This is a genomic window from Erysipelatoclostridium sp. MSK.23.31, from assembly GCF_019125875.1.
Lineage (GTDB): Bacteria > Bacillota_I > Bacilli_A > Erysipelotrichales > Coprobacillaceae > Thomasclavelia > Thomasclavelia ramosa.
The window spans coordinates 21,887-46,822 of record NZ_JAHOCB010000017.1; the positions used below are offsets into that span (position 1 = coordinate 21,887).

Here is a 24,936-nt window from a genome sequence, read left to right on the forward strand (position 1 = left end):
ATTGCAATGTAAACGCTTTTACATAAGAGGGCTTTTGGACATTATCCGGAGATGTCTAAAACAAAAAAGGAGAGAAAAATGAAAGATAAATTTACTGCACTGATCTGTAAAGTATCAGGAAATCGCTTTTTAAATGTATTGAGGGATTCTTTTGTATTGGTTGCTTCACTGACATTAATTGCTGGATTTGCAATTATGATCAGTTCTGTATTTATTGACCCCAATGGGATTATTTTTGGTTCATCTGGACTTGGTCTAGGGGAGATGATCTTTGGAAGTGAGAAAGAGTTCTTAGCATCAGGATTTGCTCAAATGCTAGTACAAGGACAAAATATTTTTAATTTTTTTAGTAAAGGGGCTATGTCGATCAACGCTCTGTTGATTGTGGTGATTTTTTCATATAATGTCTCAAGAAAATATTTTAGTGATAATCGTGAGCATATGGTTTCAGTGATGTATGCTTTAGCAGCATTTTTTATTTGTTTGCCTTGGGATTTTAATTATACAAGTGCTAAGGGAATCGAGGTCGATATTAATGGAATTATTAATTCGAATTTTTTAGGTCAACAAGGAATCTTTTTTGGACTGATTGTTGCAGGTAGTGCTACATTTATATTTAATAAATTATCTAAGTTAAATATTTCAATAAAGATGCCGGATTCGGTACCTCCAGCTGTAGCTCAGAGTTTTGAATCTTTAGTGCCGGGGATGTTGACATTATTTGTCTTTATTATTGCAACCGTTATTAGTAATACTTTTGCTGGTGAATCATTACCGGAGTTTATTTTAACAACGCTTCAAGCACCAGCTTTAGCAATATCTAAAACCGCAGCGTTTGCTCTAGTTTCCCAAATTACATGGCCATTATTCCAGTGGCTGGGAATTCATCCAACTGCTATTTGGGGAGCAATTTTTGGAATGACCTGGGATATTGCTGGAAACGAAAATGTTTTAGGTGTTGCTAAACATTTATATACAACGATGTTTATGAATTATTCAACTATTGCAGCGGGAACATTTGCTTTAGCACCAGTATTATCGATATTATTTTTCTCAAAACTAAAACAAAATAAAAAGATTACCAAAGTGGCTTTAGCTCCAGCAATTTTTAATATTAGTGAACCGATTACATTTGGATTACCAATCATTTTAAATCCAATCTATTTTATTCCCTTTATTATTGTGCAACCATTGTGTTTCTATATTGCGGTATTTTTTACTAAGATTGGTTTTATCCCAGTAGTATGTAATAATGTTCCTTGGACAGTACCACCGATTATTTCGGGAATTTTGTTTACTGGAACAATTGCAGGCGGGTTAGTGCAACTAATAAATCTAGTTATATCAATGGCAATATATTACCCATTTGTTAAAATAGCTGATAAAATGGAATTAGATAAAATGACTGAAACCGAGAAATTAGAAGCGGTGGAGACAAAAAGAGTAAGTTTATTAAGAGGCAGAAAAAATGAAACTAAGATTAGCTGAAATCTTTACATCGAGAATGGTTTTGCAACATGGCAAAGAAATAAATATTTTTGGAACCGGTGAAACAAATCAACAAGTAACTATTACTATTCAAGGACAAACCGCAACAACAACAATAATAAATAATAATTGGTTGATTACGCTGCCGGCGCTAGAAATAAGTACGGATGAAACATTAATAGTTTCAACTGGATTAGAAACTATTACGTTATCAAATATTTTAATTGGAGATGTTTATTTTTTAGCAGGTCAATCTAATATTGAATTTAAATTTAAAGATTGTGATTCAGTAAAAGTTGATCAGGAAGTATGCTATGATCGATATTTAAGGTATTATGAAGTTCCACAAATTGAATATGAGGATGAAAATATCAAAATACCGCCCATTAGAAATCAAGGCTGGCAAATATGTGATAATCAAACGATTAATGATTTTTCAGCAATCGGTTATTATCTTGCTTATTATTTGCGTCATGATATAGACATCCCAATCGGATTAATTGCAGTTAATAAAGGTGGTACATCAGGTTCTTGCTGGATAAATGAAACATATCTTCAAAAAAATCAAGAAATCAAAAAAGTATACTATGATGAATATTATCAAGCAATCATGAATCAAACAGAAGCACAAGAAGATTTAGAAATAGCTAAATATAAAGAGCGTGTTAAGCAGTACCAGCAAAAAGTGGCATTATATCAGCAAACTTATCCAGAACGTAATATGAGCCAGTTAAAAAAAGATGTTGGACATACACCATGGCCGGGACCGCGGGGGAAAAAAGATTTTTGTCGTCCAGCAGGACTATATTACACGATGTTTAAAAAAATCTGTCAATATAGTGGTAAGGCAGTTATTTGGTATCAAGGGGAAGAGGATACTAAAAATGCTTATTTATATCATCAATTGCTACAACTGGTGATTGAAAATTGGCGTGAAGATATGAAAGCTCAAATTCCCTTTATTATTGTGCAATTACCTGAATATGATGATGATAAGAATGATAACTGGCCTATTTTAAGAGATGCCCAGCAGCAGGTTTGTAGAGAAGTACCTGCTTGCTATTTAGTTGTAACAATGAATTGCGGGGAAGAATTTAATATCCATCCCCAAAATAAAAAAACAGTCGGTCATCGTATTTTTTGGCGAATCAAAGAACTTTTTTATGATAATCAATTTAATGGGCATTCTCCGAAGATAATAAATATTGAAAATAATTCTAAAATTATAATTGAGTTTGATCAAAAATTACACAGTAGAGGTATTAATAATTTTATTTTAGAATTACCAGATCATCAAGTTGAGACAGTTGGGATAATTAAAGAAAATAAACTGCTGGTTGAGCGACCTGCCCAAGTTAGAACAATTAGTTATGGATATCAAAATTATTGTAAGATAAGCATTTTTGGAGAAAATAATTTACCTATTGCACCTTTTAAAATACAATTAACTAAATAATCTGTCATTTTTATTTAAGAGCAATGATATTTGTAGTGTCCTAAAAAGTTAGGGTAACTTTAGGCGGTCACTACAATCGGCTCTTTTTCTTTTTAGTTCAGCAAAAAGAAAAAGAATTTCAGAATCTTAAATTACTATTTAATTTTATTCAAAAAGTCCCCTATAATCGCATAATTGTGTTAAAATGACTTGGAGAAAGAAGGTGGTAAAAAATGAAAGTCGAGCCTGTACCCCAGTGTTGCGATAGTCTAGAGGATCATTTACCACTAAGATCAGGTATCTAATCCCCAATAAAGGAGGAAACTTATGATCGATACAATTACCAGCGATGAGCTGAAGGATATTCTTTTAAATGGAACGCCAGAAACAATAAAAAAAGTAATAACTAATATTCATCCGGCTGATATTTTAGATATTCTTCATGAAGACGAGGATAGTATTAAAGCATTAATGGACAATCTTCCTAATGATGTTGTTGCCAGCATTATTGAAGAGGAAGATGATGAAGATGACCAGTATGATTTACTGAAATTATTTTCAGATGCTAAACAAAAAGAAATCTTAGATGAAATGTCTAATGATGAAATCACTGATTTGATCGGTGAACTTGAAGAAGATGAAAAACAGGCTATCTTAGATAAGATGGACAAAGAAGATAAAGAAGATGTTGAGCGACTGTTAACGTTTGATCCTGATACGGCCGGTGGGATCATGACGACGGAATATATTAGTATTCGTGCGCGCAATACCGTTGAAAAAACTTTAAAATTTCTTCAAGAAAACACCGAAGAAGATACAACTTATTATCTTTATGTAGTTGATCCACAAAATATTTTAAAGGGTGTTGTATCTTTACGAGATATTGTTACTAGCTCGTTTGATACAGCTATGCTGGATATTACTAATACAAATGTAAAAACTGTATTATATAATGAAGATCAGGAAGAAGTAGCAAAAAAATTTCAAAAATATGGATTTATCATGATGCCGGTAGTTGATGAAATGGACCATTTATTAGGAGTTATCGAGTTTGACGATATTATTGATATTATTCAAGAAGAAAGTACAGAAGATATTAATTTATTAGGGGGAGTAAATTCTGAAGAAAGACTAGATTCATCTGTTGGAGAATCGGTCAAGAGTCGGATTCCCTGGTTGATTGTTAATTTATTTACGGCAGTAATGGCGGCTTCCGTGGTTAGCTTTTTTGAAGGAACGATTGCTCAAGTAGTTACACTTGCAACTGTTATGCCAATAGTTACAGGAATGGGCGGTAATGCAGGAACTCAGTCTTTAACAATCGTTGTACGAGGGCTTTCATTAGGTGAAATGAGTAAAGAGAATGCAACCTGGATCATGTTAAAAGAAGTAGCTGTTGGTTTTTGCAGTGGTGTGATAATAGGAATTATAGTTGCGTTAGGCTCAATGTTATTTGAAGGAAATCCAGTTTTTGGTTTAGTAACGGGATTAGCCATGTTTTTAAATATGATTTTAGCAAATATTGCGGGTTATTTTATTCCGGTTATTTTGGAAAAATTTCATATTGATCCAGCTCTAGCAAGCGGAGTTTTCGTCACAACTGTAACTGATGTATTGGGATTTTTCTTTTTCTTAGGATTGGCAACAGTATTTTTGCCATATTTAATTTGAGGTAATTAAGTATGGAAGTAAAATATGTGAAAAAGAATATTGCTAAAATCATAATTAGTCTATTTTTCATTATTATGATGCTGTTTGGAGCAGCTTTTGCATTGATTTGGTTTAAACATATTTTTAATTATATGACATGTTTGATTGTTGCGATCGTGGTTTTTATTGTAATTATTATTCTTAATAAAAAAGGACAAATTTGTCGCAATGTTGAAATTGGTGAACAAGGGTTAGTTGATCATTTGGGAACCTTGGAGTATCGCGAGATAAAAAAAGTTATTTATGATAATAATAGAATTGAAATGAATTATGGTTTTGCTAATATTGTAACAAAATACCATGAAGTTTTGCTCGATAAACTTCAAGAACAAGGCGTTACAATGATTGAATATAATGGTCGTCTTATTAATTTTGAAAGAGTTTCACTTTTAATTATTTATGGTTTAGGGATATATTTCTTTTATAATTTATTTGTTTTAATTTTTGGAATAATTTCTTGCTTAAACTATAACTATGAGATTATTAATAGTCTTGGCATAGTTGTTCGAGTTTTGAAATTAATAAGTATTTTGCTAGCACTATTTGTATATAACCGGTTAAAAAATAAAAAAGCAACAGTGATCATTATAATTGTAATTATTGTAGGATTTATTGTATGGGGACAGTCTGTTAAAATAAAAACATACCATGATTATTATGGGAAGTTTGCTTGTATCATGAAAGAACGTGAGTTAAATATTTATAAAGATATTATCGCAGAATATGGAATTTTAGATAAAACGATTAATAATTTAGATAGTTATAAAGTTGCAGATTTAACCAATTATGAAAAAGTAATTGTGTATCAAGGAACGAATATATCAGGACAGTATATTGTCCATCGAGATGTAAAAAATAATAATTCAAAAGAGCAGATCTTTGCTTATTATAATGGGAAAACTTTTACTCACGGAGCTTTGCATATAACTTTTAATGATGGTAAACTAGCTATTATAGATTACAATGGAGCGGTTTATGATTATGATAAACTAAAGCTGGTTAATGGTTATATTCTCGAAATATATAAAGATAATGAAGTGAAAAAGTGTTTAATTTTTAATTATTTTAAAGGTTATGATGATGACGAATATCGTCGTTCTTGGGAATTGGTTATTTCTAATCTTAATGATGGTAAACAAAACTTGTATATTTTAAAAGATTCAGATGATGAAAAGGTAAGACCACAACCAAATAATAAGTCTGAAAATAAAATAGATGCACAAACTGAAACAGACCATGTAGTTAGTGATGAGATTAAAGTAAGTAATGGTGAAAAGTTGATAAAAAAGATGGATAGTATTAATATTACAGCCTTTGAATCAAATGAAGATTTTGTTAAAATAAAAGCTGACAGTAGTGATTATAATGAAATTGTTTTAGAGGTGGCAAAACAATTCACAATTATAAATAATACTGATAAGAAAATAGATACACAAATTCTAGGGATTACTATAATGTCTGGCAGTCTTGAGGAATTTGGTGTTGCAACAAATGATCGCCAAGATGTTGAAGATATTGGTAAAGTTAAAAATACTTATTACTATCGAATTAGAAAAGTTGGTAATTATTATTTGGCAGCCCGAGTTGGTGATGATTGTAGTGTCAATGTTGGATTAACCATGCTAGAGCCAGTGATTGCGACAGATACTTCACAAACAACAGATTTTCTTTATCGAATTGATGGTAAAAAATATTTAGGAAATCGATGGGGAGATATAGGAGGATAGAGATGGAAGAAAAGTTAGATGAGATGATTGTGTTATTAAAAAATATTGATAAGAATTTACAAATTTTAGTTGATGAAAAAAATGCAGTAAAAGTAAAGAAACCAAGTAATGATGCAATCTTAAAACAATTTGAAGAAACTGAAAAATTATTTAATAAAGTAATGAATAAAGGTAAGTAAATTATAAGCAATTGCTGTAATTAGTGCAGTTGCTTTTTATTATTAAAGAAGATAGCTGTCTGTTTAATATGTTTTTGTAGTCAATTAGGGATAAAAAAACAAAGGTTTTTAATAAACCTTTGCTTTTTTTATTTCTATAATTATTTAAAACTGTATGTGATTATCTTATTGCTTTGCTTTTTTTAATAACAGTTACTAATGCAAATAATGATAAACTTGCAACAATAACAAATGGTGCAATCATTGTTGAATCACCAGTTTTAACACTTGTAGATGTTGATGGTTGAGTTGCTGGTTTTTCAGTATCGTTAGGAGTATCACTAGGATTATCAGTAGGAGTATCTGGCTCTTGTAGATCCAAACGAATTGTTTCACCAGTTTCTAAATCACGAGCATATTTACTCATAAATTCCCACATTAATTTAGCATCTGGAGTATAGTTCCAATGTCCCCAACCATAAATACGAGCCATGCTGATTTCTACACCTTTGGCATTTTCAATTGCACCAACATCGATTTTAGCAATATTTTCAGCGGTTGGCTCAATTGTATAGCGTTTTGTCCAAGGAACACCATATAGATATGCATCTTCATCTTTGATGTCTTCAACTTGAGTAACTTCCATATCATTTAATTCTTGATAAAGTTGAGCTACTTGTAATCCTGCATTTAATTCTGTTGTATCAAATGCATCTTTACAATATTCATCACCATCACCAGTGAAGAAAATAATTGGCATATCATATTTATCTTTATTAGCAGCAACAGCTTCTTTATTTAAGTCACTTGCACCGAATGGCCCGGAATGACCAGCTCCAGCAGCAAAGTATTTAGCATCTGATAGACCGGCATTTGTTGTATTTCTACTTCCGGCAGATAATCCAGAAATATAAATTCTTGATTGATCGATCTGTGGATATTTCTCTTCAATGATCTTTAACATTGTAATAACATCTGAATCAGGAGTTTCATTAGAATCATCAGTCATTGGATCGTATGTATATCCTTGATATGTATGACCTTGCCACTCAGGACAAATTAAGATTACACCTTCTTCACTTGCTATTTGTGCCCATCCTGAAGTATCATATTGAGTTCTAGGATCATTTGTATTACCGTGGAATAGAATAACTACTGGGACACTTCCTGGTTGAGCATCTTTAGATTGTTCAGGAATATATTCATACCATAATGAATCAGTACCATCTTTATCTAAATCTTGAGTAACTACATGACGCTCAATATTATCGATTGCATCAACAGAATCAAAATATTGGTATTTTCTTGCTTGATCAGCTTCTTTATCACCAGAAAGTAATGGTCTAGAGTACCAAGTTGCTGTTTGTTTATAGACTTCACTATAGTTACCAATTCTTCCAAATTTTTCTAAAACAGTATTCCATGCATCTTTTGTTGCATCAGCAGCACTTGTTTTTGTATCGCTATTAACAACAACGATTTCATAATGACTTTCTGGGTTTTCATAATATCCATCTTTTACCTTACCAGCATTATTTGCTTTTACATAACTATTGATAACAGCTTGATCATCAGTTACTAAGTAAGTAGGAACAGATACTTTAACTTCTTGCCCTTGAGCTGGATTAATTAAAGCAAGTCCAGATACAAAGTTCATATAAGATGTTAAGTTTTGATTAATGAAAGTTGCTCCATCACCAATCCCAATTAATTTAAAGTTATTTGAAACACCAATTTTACCTACGATCGTTTCAAAACCTATAACATCATCATCAGTAAAAGAAATGCCATTAGCAGGTCTAGCAACATAAACTTTGCTTGCCGCCCGATCAACAATATCTTTTATTCCTGATTCATTAATATATTTTTGTGCTTCTTCATCTGTTAAATTTCCATCAGGATAAACAACGAAAGTTGCAGCAGCGGCAGCATTGACTGATTCAATACTTAATTTATCGCTACCACTGTAAACATAGGCTTCGCTCATTTCATTAACTGAGGCCTTGTAAGCTTCAACGTACTTTGGTAATGTATCTATTTTAGCCTTTGCACCATTGCTTGAAAGCTCAATTGCATCAGGCGCCCAGGCAACTTCTGGATAAGGTTGTGAAATAGTTGTACCATCTAATAGACCGCTAATAACTTGTGCCATATCGTTGAAATATTGAATTGACATTTCGTTAGGTCTTTGGGCATTGTCTTCCCAAAATTGTTGCCAGCGATGACCAGCTAAAATAGATAGAGAAGGATTTTCATTTAAAATAGTTCTAGCTAAAGCACATCCTTCGTTTAAAGCAGCAATTGGGTTTCCACCATTTGTTTCAAAAAGTGCCCAAATAAATCCACTGCCAAATGTATCACCAGTAAATAATGCTCCATGAGTGGTATCTGTAATCATAAGAGAGCCTTCGGTATGAGCACTGACAACATTGAATACATATGGGGCACCATAAATGTTAACAGTATCACCATGATTAACTTTTGTGATTTTACTATCAAATTGAGTGATTGCTTCCGCGGCAGCAGCATAATCAGGTTCACTGATATATACTTTTTCAACGTCAACGTCTGCGAATACTGTTTCTGATCGTCCAAAGCCAGTATGATCACCATGACTATGAGTAATAATAATTGATAACGGCTTATTTCCTGTCATTGAATTTACGATTGTTTTTGCATTTTGAATATCTTCATCGTTTTCAGAGCCATTTCCTAAATCAACTAATAATACACCGTCTTCTTCTAGTACAAAATACATAGATGATGGGTTATTTGTTACGCCGCTCTCATCTGTTGCACCACCAGGAAGTTTTTTTGTTCCCTCATCCCAGTGATAAATATTATCCTTGATTTTCTCTACTTTGTACCTTCCTAATTCAGCATATCCATCATCAGTAAGATCTGTTAAAAATGCATTTCCATTTGGATCAAGTTCTACTACTTTAGATGCTGTTGATTTGGATCCTTGGTCTCCTTCGGCCTGTACCGCACCAATACCACTTAATGCGAACATCAGGCTTAGGGAACCAATAAAAAATTTTTTCTTAAACATTTCTTTTTTCCCTCCTTCATTATAAATATTTTATCACAGCGGCTTTATGAAAGCGATTACAAAAACTGATGGTAAGTATCATAATTTGATACCTAATATCATAATTTGATTGATATTTATACAATTAAATATGATATAATCATTAAATAACTTACTTATTTATAAATTAAAACTGTTAAATAGAAATTCTACACTAATAACGATATTTAGTAATTATATGATTGAGACATAGGATTTATCCTATGTCTTTTTTTGTTTTAAAATTATCGTAGCGAATTTTTCTAACTAAAAAATGAGATAATAATAACTTACATCTTTGTAAGATAACTATGTAATAAAAAATAATTGTGTATAATAAAAAAGAGGAGATCGTTATGAAAATATTAATTATTGAAGATGATTTAGAATTACGAGAAGAATTAAAAGTTTTATTAGATAATAATGGTTACCAAGGAATCATTCTAAAAGATTTTAAAAATGCGTTAGAAGAGATTTTAGTAATAGATCCAGATTTGATTCTATTAGATATTAAGATTCCATTTTTGAATGGACAGCAGCTATTAAAAAAATTAAGAGAAAAATCAACTATTCCAGTTATTATGGTTACAAGTAAAGATAGTGAGATCGATGAAATTCTTGCATTAAGCTATGGTGCTGATGATTATATTACTAAACCATATAATCCAACGATTTTATTACTGCATATTGAAGCTGTTTTTAAGCGACTCCATAAAGCTGAACCAAAACTGACTTATCAAAATATTAGGGTTAATTTGATGAAAAGTACGTTAGAAAAAGATGATCAGGAATTATTGTTATCTAAAAATGAGATGGGAATTTTTTATTATCTTCTTATGAATCAAGGGAAAATCGTAACTCGTGATGATATTATGAATTATCTATGGGGTACGGATAAATTTATTGATGATAATACTTTGACAGTTAATATGACTAGACTAAGAAAAAGACTTGAAAAGATTGGCCTTTTTGATGTGATTGAAACAAGGAGAGATCAGGGGTATATGTTAATATGAGAATAAAAGAATACTTACTAGATAGACTGGCCTATCTAGTTTTATTAATAATTATGATTGTGAGCGTGCTATTCTTCTTATTGATGTTTAAAGTTTCAAATGCATTAATTTATGCTATTGTTTTAGTTATGCTTTTATTTAGTGGTTTGCTTATTGGATATGATTATTATCAAAAACATGCTTTCTATAATAATTTTCGCATTAAATTAAATCAATTAGATAAAAAATGTTTAATTACAGAATTGATTGCTCAGCCTGATTTTCTAGAAGGAAAGATTTTATATGAGGCATTGTATGAGATTGATAAGTCAATGTATGAGGAGATTGAGACTTATCAAGATAATCTTAAGAATTTTAAAGAATATATTGAATTATGGATTCATGAAGTTAAATTACCAATTTCTAGTGTAAAGTTGATGATTCATAATCATGAACATAATGAAAGAAAACTAAAGGATCAAGTTAGTCGAATTGAAAATTATGTAGAACAAGTTTTATATTATGCCCGACAAGATAGTAGTGAGAAAGATTATTTGATTAAACAATGTGAATTAGGAACAATTATTAGAAATGTTATTAAGAAGAACCAAGATAGTTTATTGTATCAAAATATTAAGATCGAAATCGGTCAAGTTAATTGTTCTGTTTTAAGCGATAGCAAGTGGCTAGAATTTATTATTAATCAAATTGTTAGTAATAGTATTAAATATCGGCGTACAGATAAGTGTAAAATAGCTTTTAATGTGATTAGAAGGAATAATATTGCTTTAGAAATAATTGATAATGGTCTGGGAATCAAGACTAGTGATCTAACGAGAGTATTTGAAAAATCATTTACTGGTGAAAACGGGCGTCTTGTTTCTAGTTCTACGGGGATGGGCTTATATATTGTTAAGCGATTATGTGATAAATTAGGTCATAAGATTATAATTGAATCTAAATATAGTGAGTATACGAAAGTAACAATTTCTTTTAATGATGAGCAATATTACAAGGTTGTAAGGTGATGTAAGTTATTTCGATGTTACCAAGACCGCCTTTTTTCTATAATTTAATTGTAAAGGAGAAAAGATTATGGAAAATATTCTAACGATTGAAAATATTAGTAAATATTATGGAAATAAGAGTAATCTTACTAAAGCTATCAGCAATATTTCAATGAATGTTGATAAAGGTGAATTTATTGCTATCATGGGGGCTAGTGGTTCAGGGAAAACTACACTACTGAATGTTATTTCAACTATTGATAAAGTTACAAGTGGTCATATTTATATTGAAGGTCAGGATATTACAAAACTTAAAGGTAATGATCTAAATAGGTTTAGACGTGAAGAACTAGGATTTATTTTTCAAGATTTTAATTTATTAGATACGCTAACAGCTTATGAAAATATTGCTTTGGCTTTACAAATTCAAAATTTTAAAGCTAAAGCAATTGAACAGCAAATAAAAGTTGTTGCAAGAAAATTAGATATTGAAGATATTTTAAATAAATATCCTTATGAAATGTCTGGAGGACAAAAACAGCGTGTAGCTAGTGCGCGGGCCATTGTTACAAATCCTAAACTTGTTTTAGCAGATGAGCCTACTGGAGCGTTAGATTCTAAAAGTTCTAAAATGTTATTAGAACGACTTCAAAGATTAAATCAAGACTATCAAACAACGATTCTAATGGTAACTCATGATGCTTTTAGTGCCAGCTATGCTTCTAAAGTGATTTTTATCAAAGATGGAAAGGTCTTTAATCAATTTAATCGAGGTGAAGCTACTCGTAAACAATTTTTTGATAAAATTATTGATGTTGTTTCTTTGCTTGGGGGCGATGTAAGTGATGTTATTTAATCTTTCATTAAAGAATATTAGAAAAAGTTTTAAAGATTATGCAATCTATTTTTTTACATTAATCCTTGGAGTGGCAATCTTTTATATCTTCAATTCTTTGGAAAGCCAAACAGTTATGCTGAAACTAAATAGTTCAACTAAAGATATTATTAAACTAATGAATAATGTGTTGTCAGGCGTAAGTGTATTTGTTTCATTTATATTAGGGTTTTTAATTGTCTATGCAAATCAATTTTTAATGAAGCGAAGAAAAAAAGAGTTTGGGATATATATGATATTAGGAATGTCAAAAAAACAGATTTCTAAAATACTATTAGTTGAAACTATAACAATTGGTTTGATTTCATTAGTAATTGGTTTAGTCTTAGGAGTCGCTCTATCTCAAGTAATGTCGATTGTTGTAGCTAATATGTTTGAAGCAGACATGACTAAATTTACATTTGTTTTCTCTTTAAGTGCGTGGATAAAAACAATGATTTATTTTGGGATTATGTATCTTCTGGTTATGGTTTTTAATACGATTCAAGTAAATCGCCAACAATTAATTAAATTATTGACAGCAAATAGACAAAATGAAGAAGTTAAATTAAAGAATACCTATCTTTGTATAGGGATCTTTATTGGTGCTGTTGTATTATTAAGTTATGCTTATTATAACGTTACCGCAGGAGCTGGTAATTTAACGAACAGCAGCTCAGTGCTTTTCCAAATGATTTATGGTGCTGTCGCAACGTTTTTAATCTATTGGTCTATTTCAGGTTTGATTTTAAAATTTGTTATGGCATCTAAAAATTATTATTTCAAAAATTTAAATAGTTTTACGGTTAAACAAATTAGTAGTAAGATTAATACAACAGTACTTTCAACAACGGTAATTTGTTTAATGCTTTTTTTAACAATCTGTATTTTTTCAAGTGCTTTTGCGTTAAATAATTCTGCAACAGAAGAGATAAATGAGTTAGCTCCAGTTGATATTCAAATGCAAAAAGATGTAAGTGTTGATAATTTATCAATTACAAAATATTTGTCTCAAAAGCAAATAGGATTAGATGATTTAAAAAACATTTATACATTTATGACTTATCGTACTTCACAATTGACATATAGAGATACTTTTGGCAGTGCCTTTAAAGATGTAAGTGAAAGTTATTTGAATAATTGTGAAGATATTATTAAACTTAGTGATTATAATAAATTGGCTAAAATATATAATTTACCAACTTATGATTTAAAAGACGAATATGTTGTAATGGGGAATTATGAAAATTTAATGTTTAGTCGAAATCAATTTCTTAAAGAAAAACCAGCTATTGAGTTAAACGGAAAGATATATCAGAGTAAATTTGATAAATGTCAAAATGGTTTTTTATCAATGCAGTCTAGTCATATGTGTATGGGAGTGTATATTGTTCCAGATGAAGCGGTTAGTAATTTTATTCCTGCTGATAGTTATTTAGTGGGTAATTATGCTGCAAATGATCAGGATACAAGAAACGAAGTAGATGAAAAAATGCACAGTTATAGCTCTGATGTCTTATTGATTAATACAAGAATTCAAATTTCAAGTAGTAGTGTGTCTATGGGAGCTATGGTTATCTTTATTGGTTTATATATAGGAATTGTATTTTTGATTTCTTGTGCTGCTATCTTGGCACTCAAAGAGTTGTCACAAAGCATTGATAATAAAGGAAAATATCAGATTTTAAGGAACGTTGGTGTTGATGAAAAAATGATTAATCGTTCTTTATTTAAGCAAATAGCTGTTTATTTTGCTTTCCCGCTTATCTTAGCATTGATTCATTCAATTTTTGGTATCCAGGTTTGCAATATAATGCTGCAAACATTTAATCAGGCTAATGTATTTGATGCTATTATAACGACTGGAATCTTTTTAGTTATTATTTATGGTGGTTATTTTATCATCACATACCAGTGTAGTAAAAGTATTATTAAAGATAAGTAGAGGATTATACTGACGAGGGGATTCACTTCAATTTTATATACTAGTAATTGAGGTATAGATTATATGTTATGATGATAACAAGTAGGTGATAAAATGAGTGAGTTTGAAAAGATGAGAGCGGGAGAAATTTATAATCCCCGAGATTTAAAACTGATCTATATGTATGATAAGACAGCGCGGCGTTTGCATAGGTATAATAAAAGGTGTTTTCATGTATATAATATGCGAAGCCGCTTAATGAAAAAAATTATTAATACAAGCGGTAATTTTTGGATTCATCCGCCATTTCAATGTGATTATGGCTGTAATATCTATTTGGGAAAAGATGTTATGATTAATTACGGCTGTGTGTTTTTAGATGTTTGTGAAATTAAGATCGGTGATAATACTCTGATTGGTCCACATACCCAAATATATACTGCCTGTCATTCAATCGATCCACAAGAGCGTTTAAAAGAAATTGAATTTGGGAAAGCAGTTACCATTGGGAATAATGTTTGGATTGGTGGAAACTGTACTATTTTACCAGGAGTTACGATTGGCGATAATAGCGTTATTGGAGCAGGCAGTGTGGTAACTAAAGATGTTCCTGCTAACGTACTAGCTTATGGCAATCCATGTCAACTAAAAAAGAAGATATGATTTTATAAAGTTCTTAAGCTTTTGCTAAGAACTTTTCATTATTCTTGACATTTGTCCAGCAATAGTATAAATTTATATCATACTAATACAGTAGGAAAAGAGGGATAGGATGATTTCCGTAAAGATATTAAAAAATAAAAAGATTTTTGAATGGGAACGAATGTATGGCTGTTGTCATAATTAATAATGTTGTTAAATAAATTTATTAAGGAAAGAGGACAGTTAAATGAATATAAATATTTTTGAATTAGGAGCCGTGCTTCTTGCAGGTGTTTTCTTCGCAATTATCTATTTTCTAGGTAAAGTGAAGAAGTATGATTTTGGGCTTTTAACTATTTTAGGATTAGTTTTTGGGGTAGCCGTAGGATTGATTTTTAAAGGACATTATTTGTATTTAGAAGCAATCGGAACGATTTATTCGCATTTGATCTTAGCGATCGTTATCCCGCTATTATTATTCAGTATTATTTCAAGTATTACAAATTTAGGAACATCGATCAAATTAAAGAAAATAAGTGCCAAAGCGATAATATTTTTATTATTAAACACCCTACTAGCTAGTACTATAACACTGACCTTAGCAGTAGTAACTAAAGTTGGAAGTGGCATAAATTATCAATTGGCAAGTGATTATAAAGCGGTGGAAGTTCCGGCATTCATCGATACGATCATTAATTTATTTCCAAGCAATTTGGCTAACAGTTGGGTAAATGGCGAAGTAGTACCTATTGTAATTTTCGCTGTAATTGTTGCGATTGCCTACAATAAGATTGCCCGTAATCAGCAAAAAGCTGTTTTACCGTTTAAGCATTTTATAGATGCCGGAAATCGTGTGATGGGAGAGGTTGTTAACTTTGTTATTAGCTTTACACCGTATGCTGTATTAGCATTGATTGCACGTGCAGTAAGCAAGAGTGCTCTAAGTGATCTGATTCCGCTATTGAGCGTCTTAGGATTAGCATATTTATTGAGTATAATCCAAATTTTTGGGGTAACCAGTGTTTTATTAAAGGTGGTAGGAAAGTTAAATCCGCTTAATTTCTTTAAAGGAATTTGGCCGGCTGGGGTAGTAGCATTCACTTCTCAAAGTAGTATTGGGACAATTCCTGTCACTGTTAGACAACTTACAAAGAAACTAGGAGTTAATGAAGATGTTGCTTCATTTGTAGCTAGTTTAGGGGCTAATCTAGGTATGCCGGGATGTGCAGGAATTTGGCCAGTTTTATTAGCAGTCTTCGCAATAAATGTTTTGGGGATTGATTATTCAATCGGCCAGTATATATTTTTAATTGTTTTAGCTGTAGTAGTATCAATTGGAACTGTTGGGGTGCCTGGTACTGCAACCATTACTGCTACTGCATTATTTGCTTCAGCAGGCTTACCGATTGAAATTATTGTTTTATTAGCACCTATTTCAAGTATTGTAGATATGGCAAGAACAGCAACTAATGTTGTTGGTGCCGCTAGTGCTGCAATGTTAGTTGCCCGAAGTGAAAATGAATTAGACCTTGCTGTTTATAATAATGAAACAATCGGACAGCCGGATTTAGAAATAATTTAAAAATAGAAGCTATGAAGATAAATTCATAGCTTTTTTATGTTCATATTTTAGTGAAAACAATCTATCTGGAAAAATAATCAAGAATAGTTATTTTTCTTTATTTGTATAATTTTGACATTTTTATGATTTTGTTTCATATAAATTATTGATAAAGCCAAAAATGAGCATGTTTTTATATAAAAACACTGGTTAAAGCGGTATAATTGGTATTGTAATATGATATCTATTGTGATATATTGTAAACAGATATTAGATAGAGGCGCGAATTGTTAAGAAGTTTTTACCATAAGATGCAAACCAGGTAAAAAGGGAGGAGCGTTCGCCGAAGAGATAAATGATTGCATGCGTTTATCCTCTGGGCTTATAGTGAAGATCTATAAGACTGTCATTATCAATAGATAATGGTGAGCTATCATTGTTCATACGCTGTTTATGTTGCAATGATACTCATTGCAACTTTTTTTGTAAAGGAGAACAATGATGGAAAATATTATTGATGCAGTGAGCTACGAAGAAAATATTATTCAATTACAACTTAGAAATGTTCCTAAACACCCAATGATTATTGCCAAGATATTTACAATCTTGAGTGAGTGTGGGGTAAATGTAGATATGATTTCTCAAGTAATGATTGAAGATGCGATGCAAATTGAGATTACACTTGATGAAAAATATCAAAAGAATCTTAATGATGCAATTATGAGATTAAAAGATGAGGTTAAGCAATTAGAAATTGCGACTAATCGTAAATATTTTAAAATTGCAGTTGGGGGAAAATTACTAGAAACGACCCCTGGGGCAGCGGCTAAAGTATTTACTATTTTAGGGGATAACAACATTCATTTTTATCAAGTAACAACCTCTAAACGAACAATCTCGTTTATTGTTGATAAGAAACACAAAGAATTAGCAATGAAAAAATTAGATGAAGCTTTTGGCTTAAATATATAGGAGGAAATTATGGCTATTTTTGAAGGTAGTGCAGTAGCACTAGTATTACCAATGCATGAAGATGGAAGTATTGATTATGATGGATTTAGATGTCAGGTTCAAAGAATGCTTGATGGCGGTGTACAAGCTTTATTAGTTAATGGAACTACTGGTGAAACTGCAACGATTCATATTGATGATGAATTTAAATTATTAGATATTACATTAGAGATGGCAGCGGGAACTGGTGTAAAGGTTATCGCTGGAGCAGGATCAAATGACACCGCAACAGCTTTAAAGAAAGCACATTATGCTAAAGAAAAAGGGGCTGATGCAATTTTAGTTGTAACTCCATATTACAATAAAACAAGTCAGCGTGGTTTGATCAAACATTATACGACAGTTGCTGATGCAGTAGATATTCCAATGATTTTATATAATGTTCCAGGAAGAACGGGAATAAATATTAATGTTGCAACAGTTGTTGAATTAGCTAAACATAAAAATATTGTTGCTATGAAAGATGCAACAGATAATATTGCATATGCAATGGAAGTTTTAGCTAAAACTCAAGGTATGGATTTTGATATGTATTCAGGATGTGATGATAATATCTTGCCATTTATTTGTGCCGGAGGAAAAGGAGTTATTTCAGTATTATCAAATATTTATCCACGCCAAACTGAATTGTTGGCTCAATTAGCATTAAAAGGTGATTTACCTAAAGCTCAAGAATTGGCCTATGCTCTTGAGCCGGTATGTCGCTATTTGTTCATTGATGTTAATCCAATTATGCCTAAAGCTGCATTAGCAAGAATGAATGTATGTAAACCGACATTGAGATTGCCTTTGATTGAAACAACCGAAGAAAATAAAAAATTATTGTTTGATGCGATGGATGCATTTGAAAAGTTGGGGTTTTAAGATGAAAGTATTAGTATATGGATATGGATTAATGGGGAAAAAGATTGCCCATAAAGTAAGAAGTCAAAATGATATGGAATTAATGGGAATTGTAAGTTATGAATTTGATGAAAAAGTTCCTGAAAAAACATATAGTTCATTAAAAGAGTGCGATGAAAAAGCCGATGTCATCATCGACTTTTCTCATCCGAACAATTTAAATGATATTTTAACGTATGCATTAGCGAATCAAACAAAATTAGTAATTGCTACGACAGGTTATAGTCAAGAACAGCTTGATCAAATTAAAGAAGCATCTAAAGAAATTGCTATCTTTCAATCATATAACACATCATTTGGGGTGCAGATGGTTACAAAAATGTTACGACAATTCGCAAAAGAATTTTATGACGCAGGATATGATATTGAGATCCTTGAAAAACATCATAATCAGAAAATTGATGCACCTTCAGGAACTGCTGAATTATTATATGAAGTTATGGCTGAGGAAATTGATGGCGTAGAAGCGTGTTATGATCGCAGCAGTCGTCATGAAAAACGAAAGAAAGAAGAAATTGGGATCCAGTCATTGCGTGGGGGAACAATTTTTGGGGAACACACGATTATGTTTGCGGGAGTAGATGAAATTATTGAAATCAAGCATACGGCTTTATCAAAAGAAGTATTTGTTCAAGGTGCGATTAGTGCTGCTTATGCACTAAATGATAAAGATAATGGTTTATTTACTTTAAAATCATTATATTAATAGGGGGAAAATATGGTCTTACAAACGGAATTTGCACAAATTAAAAATAATAACTTATACATAGATGATGTTAAAGCAACAGAGTTAGCAAAAAAATATGGAACACCTTTATATGTTATGTCTGAAGGACATATTAGACATCAATTTAATAAATTAAAAACGAAAATGATTGAAAAGTATGAAAATACACTACCATTATTTGCATCAAAATCATTTTCTTGTATTGCAATTTATAAAATTGCTAAAGAATATGGTGTTGGAATCGATTGTGTATCAGCGGGTGAGATTTCAGTTGCTTTAAAAAGTGGATTTGATCCTAAAAAGATTTATTTCCATGGAAATAATAAATTACCATCAGAAATAGAATACGCGTTAGAAAACGGGGTAGAAAATTTTGTAATAGATAATTTTTATGAAATAGATTTAGTCCAAGAAATTGCTTCGAGATTAGGTGTCAAAATAAATGGGATTGTCAGAATCACACCGGGGGTTTATGCAGGAGGTCATGACTATATTCGAGTTGGTGCCAAAGATACAAAATTTGGTTTTAGCAGCCATGATAATACATATCTAAAAGCAATCAAAAAGGTAATTGATGCTCCAAATATTAATTTTGATGGAATACATTGTCATGTTGGCAGCCAAATTGAAGATATTCAAGCGTATGTTTTAGCAATGAATAAATTTGTTGAAATTGCTTATGAAATTTATGATATTTTTGGAATTGTAATTAATAAATTAAATGCAGGTGGTGGTTTTGGAATTGCTTATACAGCTGCTGATAACCCATTAGAATTTGAAACAGTAGTTGATACGATCATGGAAATCATTACTAAAGGATTTGATGCTCGGGGATTAAAACGTCCGATGGTCCTAGTTGAGCCTGGTCGTTATTGTGTAGGAAATGCTGGAATCACATTATATACCGTCGGGTCATCTAAATATATTAAAGATATTCGTGATTATATTACAGTTGATGGTGGGATGACTGATAATATTCGTTCTAGCTTATATGCTGCTAAATATGATGCTATTATTGCAAATAAAGCAGAAATGCCGACGGATCACCTAATTACTGTTGCTGGAAAGAACTGTGAATCTGGGGATATTTTAATTAAGGATATTATGTTACAAGACCCAGAGCCCGGAGATATTCTGGCAATGTTTTCAACAGGAGCGTATCATTATTCAATGTCATCAAATTATAATCAATTGCCAAAACCGGCAGTGGTATTTACGTATGAAGGTAAGGATCGTGAAGTGATTCGTCGCCAGACATTTGATGATTTAGTTTATTACGACATTGATTCAAAATATTAATTAAAGCGGCATATGCCGCTTTAAACATAGATGGAGGAATTTATGGAATTAACCTATAAGAATATTAAAGAGATTTCGCAAGAGAGATTAGTTGATTTATTTAAATCGGTAGAGTGGGAGTCAGCGAACTATCCTGCTCAATTAGTACAGGCAATAAAAAACTATGGAAGTGTTTTTAGCGCTTGGGATAATGATAAGTGTGTTGGTCTGGTTGCTTCGATGGACGATAGTATCATGGTTGCTTATGTTCATTATGTTTTAGTCAATCCACAATATCAAAAATATGGAATTGGTAAAAAACTGATGCAAATGATGCTGGAACATTATAAGGACTATCATAAAGTTTGTTTGATTGGTGTAAATACTGCTGTTGGTTTTTATGAACATCTTGGTTTTGAAGTTAATGAAAAAGCAAAACCAATGTTTTATCTGAATAAGAATTATTAATAAAAAATGACTTTTTAAGGAGTCATTTTTATTTAGTCTTATTTTTGGGCAATTACACAAATAGTTTTACTTGTTTTATCATATTTTTGTCCAATGACATCTTTATAAAAATCAAGTTTAGTAAAGCCGGCATTTTTTAAGTCTTTCTCTAATTCTTTCAGGGAAAAAGTATGTTCCCAGATATTATAAGTAGTTATTCTATCTTCGTTAATGACAGTATACTGATTTAAAAATGTATGGACATTATCATAACGATAAAAAGCATTTAAAACTAAGTGCCAGTCATTATGCCAAAAACCATTTTCATTTATTTGCCAATTTTTATGTTCTACCGCTCCATCATATTGTAAAGGAGTAAAGACATCAAATAATAAAGCGCCTTTGGGGGATAATGTGTTATAGATCTTTTGCAAGAGCTTTTTCCTAGTAGCAGGAGGAAGGACACCAAAATCACAATAAATTAAAGTAACTAAATCATAGTGCTGTCTAAAGTTCGATTTGGTATAGTCACTACGAAGGTAAATAATATCAAATCCTTTTTGTTTGGCGGAAGCCTGAGCATAACTGATTGACCGTTTTGATAGATCGATACCAGTAACCTGATAACCATACTGATAGAATAATTCAGCATAAATACCGGGGCCACAACCAAGATCAAGTAAGTTGTTATAATGATGATTAGGTAGTACAGTATTGATCCAGGCAACTGATTTTTTTACAAAGTCAAGTTTACGGGTAGCTGATTCTTGGTTCTCGTTAAGATGAGCTTTTAACATGCCTTTTGAAATATGAGGGTCGTCCCAAATACTTGCTGTACTTTGTTCAAATAATTTAGGTCGCGTATTTAATTGTTTTAATATATCTTTCATCGTGTTTTGTCCTTTCGTATGATCCGGTAACTAGATAAAATAAAAAACTGTGGTTATTTCCACAGTTAAGAGTTTTGACTATTAATGTGGAAATTAAAATAATCATTTGGGCATAACAATAAAACCTGTTTTTGACAGGTAAAAAATTATGCATTTTTGATTATCTAAGTTTTCCACGTTTCACTTATGTTACTGATTATGTAACATCAAGTGCGCCGGACAAAATCATCTCCTTAATAGTTACCGTAATTAAATTATATAGTATTTGTAAAGTAAAAACAATTAATAAAAGCCATAACTGCTATGGCTTTTATTAATTTATAATTTGTCTGTTTTAAGACATAGATAATCAATTTCAGCAGGAGTTAATCTTATTTTTAACGCCTCAGCACATGAATCAAATTCACTTTTATTACGACTGCCAACAATAGCTGCAACATCAAATGGCTGGTCAAGTACATATGCAAGGGCAATATTGATTGAAGGAACCCCTTTGAGTTTTCTTAATTCTTTAGCTCGTTTTAATCGTTCAAAGTTTTCTGGAGTAAAGAAAGCATCTTTAATGTCCTGAGGTGCGTTATCATCGTAAATATCAGCGAAGAAACCGTGTCCTTGAGCGGCCCAGCTAAATAGAGTAACATCTTTATTTTGATGCCATTTAGCAAAATCGTCATCTGCATAGACACAGCCAGGCCAACGTGTTTTCGCGACATGGGCTAAAGAATAAGATGGATTATTTACTGATAATCCTTGGTAGCCCATTTGTTGGCAATATTCTACTGCCGCTTGAACACAATCTAGTTCCCAATTGGATACACCATAAGTAGTAATTAAACCTTCTTGACGATGCTGTTCTAAACGATCCATTATTTCATTGACAGGGACACTAGGATCATCGCGATGAAGTAAGTAAATATCAAAATGATCGCACCCTGTATGAAGTAAACTATAATGAAGATCGTCAGTAATAATATCTGGCTTTACTCGCCAATACTCTGGATGATGGCAGCCTTCAGGGGTAATAATTGGGTGACATGCTTTATCCATAATTACTAATTGATCGCAATTATTACGAGAATCAAACCATTTTTTTAAAACTCGTTCAGATTCACAAGCATGTTCTCCATCTTTGTTTGCCCCATAAAATCTACCTGTGTCGATTACTGTTCCTCCAGCAGCAACATATTGATCCAGCATTGTAAAAATTTCTTCTTCAAAGGCTGGATTAAACCAGGCTGTACCCATAATTAATTTTGAAATCGGTTTGTCTAAACCTTTAATGTTAATATATTCCATTTTTTCATCTCCTAAGCAGTTTTTTTGATTAAATAAGTATTTAAGATAAGACCGATGATTGCAACACCAATAGCAACTAAATAGACATTGTTATAGGCAAGGGGGCCGGCTTCACTGTTAACAAAATTAGCAGCTATCTGAGGTCCAAATAGAGAGCCGATTGAATTAGGAATAATTCATACACTATCATCACAATATATTCCAGATACAATCAGAGGTTATCTCCAGCAATATCCCCAAACAGAGTTTAAAATTCAAACTGATAAAACAGAAAATATTATTAAAGGGCTAAAAGAACATAAATATGATATAGGTTTTTGTGGAAAAATAATTGCTCCAGAATTAGTTTTTATTCCTGTTTTATATCAGGAATTTGTTGCTGTTGTTCCACCAGATCACGAACTTGCAAATAAGCAGGAGATAAGTTTAGAAGAATTAGTAAACTATGATTTAGTAGGCTATCTTGATGATTTAGTAATTGCTCAAACAGTTAAAGAAATTTTTGCAGAACATAAATTGGAGCCCCGCTATATTTCTAAACAGGAAAATGAATTATTGATTGGTGGGATGATCAATCAAGGGTTTGGTGTAGGAATCGCTGCTAATACATCATTTTTAAAAGAATTTGATTTAAAGGTCATTCCTTTAAAATTAAAAAAAGATTACCGTGTAATCTATCTAGTTTATAATAAAGTAGATTATATTTCAGCAGCTGCAGAAAACTTTATCAACTATATTGCAATTAATAAAATAAATTTATAAAAAATTGCTGAAATGCAGTAACTCTTTAATCACTGTTTAATAATTTTGTTGTCTGTAAAGCTCTTGCTAAGATAACATAAATAATAATGCCACCAGCAGTCTGCATAGTTAGACCAGGTAAAGCTCCAAGTGCAGCGGGCCAAGTAAATAAAAAAGTTTCAGCTGCTGTATAAGCTATAATTTGGAAAACGCCACCACCAATTGCACTTATTATTTTACTTGGATACTGTTCCCAAATAATTCCCATGATCCAGGCCATAATGAATTTAATAATTAAAGTTGGTCCGATCCAGATAGCTGCACCACATAGTAAATCGGCTAAAGCACCTCCTAATGCACCAGCAAAGGCACCATCTCTTTTACCTAGAATCAATACACTTAAAAAGATCATACTGTCGCCCATATGAAAGTATCCTCCAGTAGCTGGATTGGGAATTCTAATACTGAATGTTCCAACAAAAATTAGGGCTATCATTAGTGCTGTTTTTGCGAGTTGATTTGTTTTTTCATTAATCATTTCTAATCCCCCTTTAGAATTGATAATATAATAGCAAAATATTGACCATATCTTAATAACCAATAATAAGATATTTTAAAAGGACAGTTTAAATTAATATAGAGAAAAAGTAATCTATGTAGTGACCAACTTTAGGAGGTCACTTTTTATATGAAGTAGAGTAAAGAACTTAAATTAGAATGTATTTAAAAACATAAAAAATGGTGAATGCATAAAAGGACCACCAGGAATTAAACATGAAGTTTTTATAATTAAGTTCTTCGCTGGTCTAGGATATTTGATTCACTTGGAGAAATAGGATTAGAACATGGAAGAACAACCATATCTGTTGAACAAAGAATCGAATTGATTAATAGAGTTTAAAACAAGAGAACAACTCAAAGCTGCAATGAGTGAATATATCGAATATTATAATAACGAGAGAATCAATACAAAAAGAAAAGGATTGAGTCCACTTGCATATAGACAACAATCCTTTCAAGATTTAGCTTTAATTTAATGTGTCCAACTTTTT

At 31.5% G+C, this 24,936-nt stretch carries 22 protein-coding genes and 1 riboswitch; of the genes, 18 read left to right on the forward strand and 4 right to left on the reverse strand.

All coding sequences use genetic code 11. The features are described from left to right. Positions 1 to 78: 78 nt before the first annotated feature. The 5 genes from KSU54_RS09060 (at position 79) to KSU54_RS09080 (ending at position 6,539) form a co-directional block, all read left to right on the forward strand. Positions 79 to 1,488: a PTS sugar transporter subunit IIC gene (locus tag KSU54_RS09060; RefSeq protein ID WP_008792586.1), complete on the forward strand. Its 1,410-nt coding sequence runs from the start codon at positions 79 to 81 to the stop codon at positions 1,486 to 1,488. Then, positions 1,469 to 2,944 (forward strand): sialate O-acetylesterase, encoded by a 1,476-nt coding sequence (locus KSU54_RS09065; protein ID WP_003535652.1) that lies wholly within the window; start codon positions 1,469 to 1,471, stop codon positions 2,942 to 2,944. The genes KSU54_RS09060 and KSU54_RS09065 overlap by 20 nt, the downstream gene beginning before the upstream one ends. Before the next feature lie 306 nt (positions 2,945 to 3,250). Beyond that, a complete protein-coding gene (gene mgtE / locus KSU54_RS09070) occupies positions 3,251 to 4,594 on the forward strand; it encodes a magnesium transporter (protein WP_003535653.1) in 1,344 nt (447 codons plus the stop codon). Positions 4,595 to 4,605: 11 nt separating this feature from the next. Further along, positions 4,606 to 6,360 carry a hypothetical protein gene (locus KSU54_RS09075; protein ID WP_003535654.1) on the forward strand — a complete coding sequence of 585 codons (1,755 nt, stop codon included), beginning with the start codon at positions 4,606 to 4,608 and terminating at the stop codon, positions 6,358 to 6,360. Between the two features lie 2 nt (positions 6,361 to 6,362). Further along, positions 6,363 to 6,539, forward strand: coding sequence for a hypothetical protein (locus tag KSU54_RS09080; RefSeq protein ID WP_003535655.1), 177 nt, complete (start codon positions 6,363 to 6,365; stop codon positions 6,537 to 6,539). Between the two features lie 160 nt (positions 6,540 to 6,699). Here the strand turns inward: KSU54_RS09080 and KSU54_RS09085 are convergent, their stop codons facing one another. After that, positions 6,700 to 9,570: an MBL fold metallo-hydrolase gene (locus KSU54_RS09085; protein ID WP_003535656.1), complete on the reverse strand. Its 2,871-nt coding sequence runs from the start codon at positions 9,568 to 9,570 to the stop codon at positions 6,700 to 6,702. A gap of 374 nt (positions 9,571 to 9,944) precedes the next feature. Here KSU54_RS09085 and KSU54_RS09090 point away from each other — a divergent pair, with 374 nt between their 5' ends. The 11 genes from KSU54_RS09090 (at position 9,945) to KSU54_RS09140 (ending at position 20,978) form a co-directional block, all read left to right on the forward strand. Beyond that, entirely contained in the window at positions 9,945 to 10,604 is a 660-nt protein-coding gene (locus KSU54_RS09090; protein WP_008792589.1) for a response regulator transcription factor, read from the forward strand. Then, on the forward strand, positions 10,601 to 11,611 hold the full coding sequence (locus KSU54_RS09095) for a sensor histidine kinase (protein WP_003535659.1): 1,011 nt from the start codon (positions 10,601 to 10,603) through the stop codon (positions 11,609 to 11,611). The genes KSU54_RS09090 and KSU54_RS09095 overlap by 4 nt, the downstream gene beginning before the upstream one ends. Before the next feature lie 67 nt (positions 11,612 to 11,678). Next, complete coding sequence (locus KSU54_RS09100; protein WP_003535661.1) at positions 11,679 to 12,446, forward strand: ABC transporter ATP-binding protein; 768 nt, start codon at positions 11,679 to 11,681, stop codon at positions 12,444 to 12,446. Beyond that, positions 12,436 to 14,409, forward strand: coding sequence for an ABC transporter permease (locus KSU54_RS09105; RefSeq protein WP_003535663.1), 1,974 nt, complete (start codon positions 12,436 to 12,438; stop codon positions 14,407 to 14,409). Before KSU54_RS09100 ends, KSU54_RS09105 begins: the two co-directional genes overlap by 11 nt. A gap of 93 nt (positions 14,410 to 14,502) precedes the next feature. After that, positions 14,503 to 15,051 carry a sugar O-acetyltransferase gene (locus KSU54_RS09110; RefSeq protein WP_003535665.1) on the forward strand — a complete coding sequence of 183 codons (549 nt, stop codon included), beginning with the start codon at positions 14,503 to 14,505 and terminating at the stop codon, positions 15,049 to 15,051. A gap of 226 nt (positions 15,052 to 15,277) precedes the next feature. After that, a complete protein-coding gene (locus tag KSU54_RS09115; protein ID WP_003535667.1) occupies positions 15,278 to 16,612 on the forward strand; it encodes a dicarboxylate/amino acid:cation symporter in 1,335 nt (444 codons plus the stop codon). A 246-nt stretch (positions 16,613 to 16,858) separates the two neighbouring features. Further along, a riboswitch (Lysine riboswitch) is annotated at positions 16,859 to 17,032 on the forward strand. A 60-nt stretch (positions 17,033 to 17,092) separates the two neighbouring features. Beyond that, on the forward strand, positions 17,093 to 17,563 hold the full coding sequence (locus tag KSU54_RS09120; protein WP_008792590.1) for an ACT domain-containing protein: 471 nt from the start codon (positions 17,093 to 17,095) through the stop codon (positions 17,561 to 17,563). A 9-nt stretch (positions 17,564 to 17,572) separates the two neighbouring features. After that, positions 17,573 to 18,466 (forward strand): 4-hydroxy-tetrahydrodipicolinate synthase, encoded by an 894-nt coding sequence (gene dapA / locus KSU54_RS09125; protein ID WP_003535671.1) that lies wholly within the window; start codon positions 17,573 to 17,575, stop codon positions 18,464 to 18,466. 1 nt (position 18,467) lies between these two features. Continuing rightward, the gene (gene dapB, locus KSU54_RS09130) at positions 18,468 to 19,211 is read left to right on the forward strand and encodes a 4-hydroxy-tetrahydrodipicolinate reductase (RefSeq protein WP_009008852.1); all 744 of its coding nucleotides are present in this window, start codon (positions 18,468 to 18,470) and stop codon (positions 19,209 to 19,211) included. A gap of 12 nt (positions 19,212 to 19,223) precedes the next feature. Then, a complete protein-coding gene (gene lysA / locus KSU54_RS09135) occupies positions 19,224 to 20,531 on the forward strand; it encodes a diaminopimelate decarboxylase (RefSeq protein WP_003535675.1) in 1,308 nt (435 codons plus the stop codon). A gap of 42 nt (positions 20,532 to 20,573) precedes the next feature. Continuing rightward, on the forward strand, positions 20,574 to 20,978 hold the full coding sequence (locus tag KSU54_RS09140; RefSeq protein WP_008792592.1) for a GNAT family N-acetyltransferase: 405 nt from the start codon (positions 20,574 to 20,576) through the stop codon (positions 20,976 to 20,978). 38 nt (positions 20,979 to 21,016) lie between these two features. On the opposite strand, the gene KSU54_RS09145 is transcribed toward KSU54_RS09140, so the two are convergent. Both KSU54_RS09145 and KSU54_RS09150 read right to left on the reverse strand, forming a co-directional pair. Beyond that, a complete protein-coding gene (locus tag KSU54_RS09145) occupies positions 21,017 to 21,847 on the reverse strand; it encodes a class I SAM-dependent methyltransferase (protein ID WP_003535680.1) in 831 nt (276 codons plus the stop codon). A gap of 318 nt (positions 21,848 to 22,165) precedes the next feature. Further along, positions 22,166 to 23,143, reverse strand: a complete 978-nt coding sequence (locus KSU54_RS09150; protein ID WP_117792153.1) for an aldo/keto reductase — start codon at positions 23,141 to 23,143, stop codon at positions 22,166 to 22,168. Positions 23,144 to 23,302: 159 nt separating this feature from the next. Between KSU54_RS09150 and KSU54_RS09155 the strand changes: the two genes are divergently transcribed. After that, positions 23,303 to 23,905 (forward strand): LysR substrate-binding domain-containing protein, encoded by a 603-nt coding sequence (locus tag KSU54_RS09155; protein WP_081446366.1) that lies wholly within the window; start codon positions 23,303 to 23,305, stop codon positions 23,903 to 23,905. Positions 23,906 to 23,930: 25 nt separating this feature from the next. Here the strand turns inward: KSU54_RS09155 and KSU54_RS09160 are convergent, their stop codons facing one another. After that, positions 23,931 to 24,422 carry an ECF transporter S component gene (locus KSU54_RS09160; protein WP_003535694.1) on the reverse strand — a complete coding sequence of 164 codons (492 nt, stop codon included), beginning with the start codon at positions 24,420 to 24,422 and terminating at the stop codon, positions 23,931 to 23,933. A 352-nt stretch (positions 24,423 to 24,774) separates the two neighbouring features. On the opposite strand from KSU54_RS09160, the gene KSU54_RS09165 reads away from it, so the two are divergent. Beyond that, positions 24,775 to 24,921: an IS3 family transposase gene (locus tag KSU54_RS09165; RefSeq protein WP_369931495.1), complete on the forward strand. Its 147-nt coding sequence runs from the start codon at positions 24,775 to 24,777 to the stop codon at positions 24,919 to 24,921. Positions 24,922 to 24,936 lie beyond the last annotated feature (15 nt).

Coding starts and splice junctions, on each gene's coding strand:
- KSU54_RS09100 (WP_003535661.1), top strand. CDS start 11,679: ATGGAAAATATTCTAACGATTGAAAATATTAGTAAATATTATGGAAAT.
- KSU54_RS09080 (WP_003535655.1), top strand. CDS start 6,363: ATGGAAGAAAAGTTAGATGAGATGATTGTGTTATTAAAAAATATTGAT.
- KSU54_RS09145 (WP_003535680.1), bottom strand. CDS start 21,847: ATGAAAGATATATTAAAACAATTAAATACGCGACCTAAATTATTTGAA.
- KSU54_RS09115 (WP_003535667.1), top strand. CDS start 15,278: ATGAATATAAATATTTTTGAATTAGGAGCCGTGCTTCTTGCAGGTGTT.
- KSU54_RS09065 (WP_003535652.1), top strand. CDS start 1,469: ATGAAACTAAGATTAGCTGAAATCTTTACATCGAGAATGGTTTTGCAA.
- mgtE (WP_003535653.1), top strand. CDS start 3,251: ATGATCGATACAATTACCAGCGATGAGCTGAAGGATATTCTTTTAAAT.
- KSU54_RS09140 (WP_008792592.1), top strand. CDS start 20,574: ATGGAATTAACCTATAAGAATATTAAAGAGATTTCGCAAGAGAGATTA.
- KSU54_RS09090 (WP_008792589.1), top strand. CDS start 9,945: ATGAAAATATTAATTATTGAAGATGATTTAGAATTACGAGAAGAATTA.
- KSU54_RS09110 (WP_003535665.1), top strand. CDS start 14,503: ATGAGTGAGTTTGAAAAGATGAGAGCGGGAGAAATTTATAATCCCCGA.
- KSU54_RS09150 (WP_117792153.1), bottom strand. CDS start 23,143: ATGGAATATATTAACATTAAAGGTTTAGACAAACCGATTTCAAAATTA.
- lysA (WP_003535675.1), top strand. CDS start 19,224: ATGGTCTTACAAACGGAATTTGCACAAATTAAAAATAATAACTTATAC.
- KSU54_RS09060 (WP_008792586.1), top strand. CDS start 79: ATGAAAGATAAATTTACTGCACTGATCTGTAAAGTATCAGGAAATCGC.
- KSU54_RS09075 (WP_003535654.1), top strand. CDS start 4,606: ATGGAAGTAAAATATGTGAAAAAGAATATTGCTAAAATCATAATTAGT.
- KSU54_RS09095 (WP_003535659.1), top strand. CDS start 10,601: ATGAGAATAAAAGAATACTTACTAGATAGACTGGCCTATCTAGTTTTA.
- dapB (WP_009008852.1), top strand. CDS start 18,468: ATGAAAGTATTAGTATATGGATATGGATTAATGGGGAAAAAGATTGCC.
- dapA (WP_003535671.1), top strand. CDS start 17,573: ATGGCTATTTTTGAAGGTAGTGCAGTAGCACTAGTATTACCAATGCAT.
- KSU54_RS09120 (WP_008792590.1), top strand. CDS start 17,093: ATGGAAAATATTATTGATGCAGTGAGCTACGAAGAAAATATTATTCAA.
- KSU54_RS09160 (WP_003535694.1), bottom strand. CDS start 24,422: ATGATTAATGAAAAAACAAATCAACTCGCAAAAACAGCACTAATGATA.
- KSU54_RS09105 (WP_003535663.1), top strand. CDS start 12,436: ATGTTATTTAATCTTTCATTAAAGAATATTAGAAAAAGTTTTAAAGAT.
- KSU54_RS09085 (WP_003535656.1), bottom strand. CDS start 9,570: ATGTTTAAGAAAAAATTTTTTATTGGTTCCCTAAGCCTGATGTTCGCA.